General features: G+C 70.1%; 6 protein-coding genes. 4 read left to right on the forward strand and 2 right to left on the reverse strand.

Annotated features, from left to right (window positions below):
* Together Q7W29_00185 and Q7W29_00190 are read right to left on the reverse strand one after the other, a co-directional pair.
* A partial coding sequence (locus tag Q7W29_00185) for a hypothetical protein (GenBank protein ID MDO9170231.1) occupies window positions 1-246 on the reverse strand: 246 nt, incomplete at its 3' end.
* Window positions 247-364: 118 nt separating this feature from the next.
* Entirely contained in the window at window positions 365-904 is a 540-nt protein-coding gene (locus Q7W29_00190) for a DOMON-like domain-containing protein (protein MDO9170232.1), read from the reverse strand.
* A 187-nt stretch (window positions 905-1,091) separates the two neighbouring features.
* Here Q7W29_00190 and Q7W29_00195 point away from each other — a divergent pair, with 187 nt between their 5' ends.
* The 4 genes from Q7W29_00195 to Q7W29_00210 form a co-directional block, all read left to right on the forward strand.
* Window positions 1,092-1,697, forward strand: a complete 606-nt coding sequence (locus tag Q7W29_00195; GenBank protein MDO9170233.1) for a TetR/AcrR family transcriptional regulator — start codon at window positions 1,092-1,094, stop codon at window positions 1,695-1,697.
* Window positions 1,694-3,013: a TolC family protein gene (locus Q7W29_00200; protein ID MDO9170234.1), complete on the forward strand. Its 1,320-nt coding sequence runs from the start codon at window positions 1,694-1,696 to the stop codon at window positions 3,011-3,013. The genes Q7W29_00195 and Q7W29_00200 overlap by 4 nt, the downstream gene beginning before the upstream one ends.
* The gene (locus tag Q7W29_00205) at window positions 3,010-4,059 is read left to right on the forward strand and encodes an efflux RND transporter periplasmic adaptor subunit (protein ID MDO9170235.1); all 1,050 of its coding nucleotides are present in this window, start codon (window positions 3,010-3,012) and stop codon (window positions 4,057-4,059) included. Before Q7W29_00200 ends, Q7W29_00205 begins: the two co-directional genes overlap by 4 nt.
* A 1-nt stretch (window position 4,060) precedes the next feature.
* Window positions 4,061-5,001 (forward strand): efflux RND transporter permease subunit (locus Q7W29_00210; GenBank protein ID MDO9170236.1); only part of this gene is annotated, 941 nt, incomplete at its 3' end.

Here is a 5,001-nt window from a genome sequence, read left to right on the forward strand (position 1 = left end):
GGGGGAAATCGGCGTGAAGACGTTGGAGGGCAGCTCGTAGGCGCCCAGTCCGAAGACCGTCGCCGTCCCGCCCGACCAGACCAGGGTGTGCGAGGTGCCGGCCGTCCAGGTCTCGCCGCCGGCCGGGACGAGCCAGGCCGAACTGTGGGCGGCGACCGGGATCAGGCAACAGAAGAGGGCGGCCAGCAAGCCGCAGGAGCGAATCGCAGGTGATGGCCCGCGGCGGGTCGGGGTCGGAAAGGCCATGTCGATCTCCCTGGGAACGAGTCCACCCATGAAACAGGATGGAATTAATCCTATCATATCCCGCCGTCGCTGAGGGTAAAATTCGGATGTGCAGGCGAAGGAACGTCCGACCGTGGCCTCAAAGCCGCTGCAGGAACCCTTCGCGCAGGTGGAAGTCGGGTTTGTCGCCTGGATGGGCCAACGCCCAGTGCTCGAGGCGGCCGTCGGCGTGCCGGATCACTGCCGCGAGACCGACGTCCAACCCGAGGTTCCCGGACGCCAAGCTCGCGAGCGGAAGGTAGAACGTCGTGACGAGAGTCTCGCCCGACGCTGCCGCCGTGCGCGCAAGATCCGACAGCGTGGTGTCCGGCCGCATGCCGGTTCGGTAGCCGTCGAACAGGTACACGTTCCAATCCCGCGCCGGCGAAACGTTGACCTCGATGTAGCGGGGCGCGCCGGAAATGGCGACGAAGGCCTCGAAGCAGGTGCCGTTCCAAAGGTTGTCGCGCCGCAGCCCGCCACCCGGCGAAATGGCCGGCACGATCGCCGGCAACACGCCCTCCAGGCGGAATTCCACCCGTAGGATGTCGCCGACACGGAACGCCGCGGCCTCGAGACGCAACCCACCGGGGGGATCCGCAGCGGCGAACGGGTGCAACGGGAACACCTGTGCGGTCATCGGTAGCGCTCCATGCGCGGATCATCCCACCTCGGCAGCCGGATCGTCAACTATCTATTACACATAATGTTACATGGATTGATCCGCCCTGTCCGAAATCGGACCTTGTGCCGGATAAAAAATGAATGTATATTCATATTTCGAATATTGATTCGATTCGGCGCATCCCTTTCCTGGGAGTACCACGATGACCGAAGCCCGCAGGTCTCGCCGCCGCCAAGAGGACCTCGACGAGATCCTCGACGCCGCGCTCGAACTGTTCGTCGCCCAGGGCTTCCACGGCACGAGCATGCAACAGATCGCCGAGAAGGTGGACTTCTCCGTCGGCAAACTCTACACGCTGTTCCCCTCCAAGGAAGACCTCTTCCGCAGCATCCAGGCGCGGGGGCTCCAGGAGATGGTGACCATCTTCGAGAACGTGATCGACGGCGACACGCCGCCGCTGGTCGCTCTGCTGAACGTCCTGCAGACGGGCTTCGACTTCGCGATGAGCAAGCGGGGCATCATCCGGGTCGAGGTCGCCGAGCGCCTCGGCCGGACCATGAACACGGACCGGCCGGTCCGCAACCTGTTCATGGGCCGCATCAGGGATCTCCTGGACCGGGCGGTCGCGGCGGGCGACCTGCGCCCCCTCGACACGCACCTGCTCGCAACCATGCTGATGGGCGCGGGCGAGGCCATCGTGGAGGAACTCGCGAGTCGCGAGGACGCCGACCCCTACGCCGACATCCCCGACCGCATCATGGAACTGATGGTCCTGCCCCACCTGAACCGCGGCGAGGTGTCCCGATGAAACGCATCCTGCCGCTCGTCGCGCTGCTGGGCTGGGCCGCCCTGGCGCACGGGCAGACCCCGGTCGGCCTCGAGGAGGCGGTGAAGCTGGCACTGGCCAGCGACCAGACCGTGCAGCAGGCGCGCGAGACCGTGACCGCCGCCGAGGCGCAGGTCGCCGCCGCCCGCTCCGGGCGCCTGCCGACCCTCGACCTCGCCGGCCAATACGCGGCGAACCTGAAGAAGCCGGTCATGTTCCTGCCGCCGGCCTTCGCGGCCGGCTTCGGCGGCGCCAACAAGATCGAGACGGGCGGCGACTACGAGCTGGCCGGCGCCCTCACCGCCCGGGTGAACGTCTGGACCGCGGGCCGGCTCTCGTCGTCCGTGGGCGCGGCGCGCGGCTACCTCGACGCGGCCCGCTACCGGGAGACCGCGGTGCGCGACTACGTGCGCTACGCGGCGACGGCCGCCTACTTCGACGTCCTGCTCGCGCGGGCCGAGCTGGCCAACGCCGACCTGGCGCTCGCCGAGACCGAGGAGGCGGCGCGGCTGGCGCGGGTCGGCCTCGAGCAGGGCAGCATCAGCCGTTTCGACGGGCTGCGCGCCGAGGTCGAGCTGGCGAACCACCGACCCCGCGTCGTGCTGGCGCGCAACCGGGCCGACCTCGCCCTGCTCGCGCTCGCCCGCGTCTGCGGCGCCGCAGTGGCGCCGGCCGACACGCTGTCCCAGGCGTCGCCGTCCGCGCCGGTCGAGATCCTCCTGGAGCGGATGCGCGCGTCGAGCCCGGAGCTGAAGGCGCTGGCCGCGATGGTGGTCGCGCGCGAGCGGCAGGTCGGCCTGGAAGAGGCCGGGCGCGGGCCGGTCGTCCAGCTCTCGGGCAACTACGCCGTGCAGGGCCAGTGGGACGACGACCTGATGCCCGGGTCCGGCGAGACCGCCGGCAGCAGCCAGGTCGCCCTCGCCGTGCAGGTGCCGATCTTCGACGGGCTGCGCGCGAAGGCCGGCATCGACGGCGCGCGCGCGGAGCTGCGGATCGCCCGGCTCGAGCAGTCGCGGGTCCTGCAGGACCGCGAGCTCGCGGTGCAGCAGGCGGCCCTCTCGCTGCAGAACGCGCTCGCGGCCCTGGAGGGGGCGCGGGAGACCGTACGCCTCGCGCAGGAGACCTACCGCCTGGCGACGGTGCGGCTGGAGAACGGCATCGGCACGCCGCTGGAACGCTTGGATGCGGAACTGGCCCTTTCGACGGCGCGGGCGCACCTCGCCTCCGCCCTCCACTCATCGAACCTCGCCCGGGCCGCCCTGGATCTCGCGGTCGGCGACGGAGGTACGGCATCATGAAGAAGCGCATCATCCTGATCGTCGCCCTGGTGGTGGTCGCGGTGGCGTTCGCCGTCCGCTTCCAGGCCCTGGGCCGGACGCAGGCGCCGGCCAGCCTCGAGTCGGCGCAGGCCGCCGCCGGCAAGCCGGTGGAGGTCGAGAGCGCCGAGCGCGGGGACCTGGAGAGCTGGGTCTCGCTCGCGGGCACGGTCGAGGGGGTCGTGCAGTACGCGGTGACCTCGACCAACGCGTTGCGCATCGTCGCCATCCCGGTACGCGAGGGGGACCGTGTGCGGGCGGGCGACGTGATCGTGAGGCTGGCGCGCGAAGCGCCGACGCCGATGGTCCACAGCTACGCGCGGGCGCAGGCCACCTACGACAACACGCTCAAGGACGTGCAACGGCTGCGCTCGCTGCACGCCCAGGGCGCGATCAGCGACCAGTCGCTGGATCAGGCAGAGACCAGGCTCAAGGTGGCCGCGGCCGACCTGCAGGATGTCGAGGGCAGCACCTCGCTGATCGCGGCGCAGGGCGGCGTCGTGACGGGCATCGTGATCAACCCGGGCGACACCGCCGAATCGGGCAAGCCGCTGGTCTGGATCGCGCGCACCGACGACGTGAAGGTGTGCTTCACCGCGGGCAGCCGGCAGGCGCAGGAGCTGGCGCCGGGCCAGACGGCCCTCTGGACGGATCCCGATGGCGCCGACCTCGCGGGCACCGTCGCCAGGCTCGACCTGCGCGCCGATCCCAAGACGCACCTGCTGGCCGGCGAGGCCCTCTTCCCCAATCCCGACGGGCGGCTCGTGCCGGGCCTGCTGGTGTCGATCCGCGTCCGCACCGGCGTGCGCGCGGGTGTGGTGCGGGTGCCGGCGGCGGCGCTGGTGGACGGGCCGGCCCTCTTCGTCGTGGGCGACGACGGCGTGGCCCACAAACGGCCCGTGACGACGGGCACGTCCGCGGACGGCGTCGTGGAGATCACCTCCGGCCTCGCGGCCGGCGAGCGCGTGGTGCGCTTCGGCCAGAGCCGCCTCGCCGACGGCGACCGGGTCAAGACGGTGGAGGACTGACATGAACCTCCTGCGCGTCTTCGTCCGCCGCCCCGTGCTGACGACCATGCTCGTGGTCACCATGCTCTACCTGGGATTCACCGGCTACCGCTCCCTCAACCTCGAGCTGATGCCGAGGATCGACTACCCGGTGATCGTCGTCACCACGGTCTACCCCGGCGCGGCGCCGGGCGAGATCGAGACGCAGATCACCAAGCGCATCGAGGACCGGGTCGGGACCCTAGCCAACATCGAGGAGCTGGAGTCCACGTCGCGGGAGAGCGTCTCGCAGGTGGTCATCCAGTTCGCCCTGGAGACGAGCCAGGACCAGGACGCCATCGACGTGAAGGACCGGGTTGACCAGATCCGCTCGGAGCTGCCCGAGGATGCCGAGGACCCGGTCATCGCCAAGTACGATCTCGGCGGCGCGCCGGTCATCAACTTCGCGGTGGCCGCCGACCGCCCGCTCGAAGAGGTCTACCGCACCGTCGATCAGGTCATCAAGGAACGGCTCAGCCGGGTCGACGGCGTGGCCGAGGTCGTGGTCACCGGCGCCCGCGAGCGCGAGGTGCGCGTGGACGTCGACCCCGAGCGGCTGCGCTTCTACAACCTGAGCCTGCAGGACGTCCAGGACGCCATCGCCCTGCAGAACGTGACCATCCCCGGCGGCAAGCTGTCCCTGGGCACCTACGACTACCAGGTGAGCGTGCCGGGCGAGGTCGGGCGCGCCGAGGAGATCCTCGGCTTCGTGCTCAACCCCGGCCTGCCGGATCCCGTGTACATCCGCGACGTGGCGCAGGTCAGCTTCGGCATCAAGGACCGCGAGAGCTTCTCGCGCGTCAACGGCAAGGAGGCCGTGATCCTCACGGTCACCAAGCGCAGCGGCGAGAACATCATCGACATCGTGGACGAGATCAAGACGGTGCTCGAGCGCGAGCGGCCGCGGCTGCCGGCGGGCACCGA

The organism is bacterium (assembly GCA_030654305.1).
GTDB lineage: Bacteria > Krumholzibacteriota > Krumholzibacteriia > LZORAL124-64-63 > LZORAL124-64-63 > PNOJ01.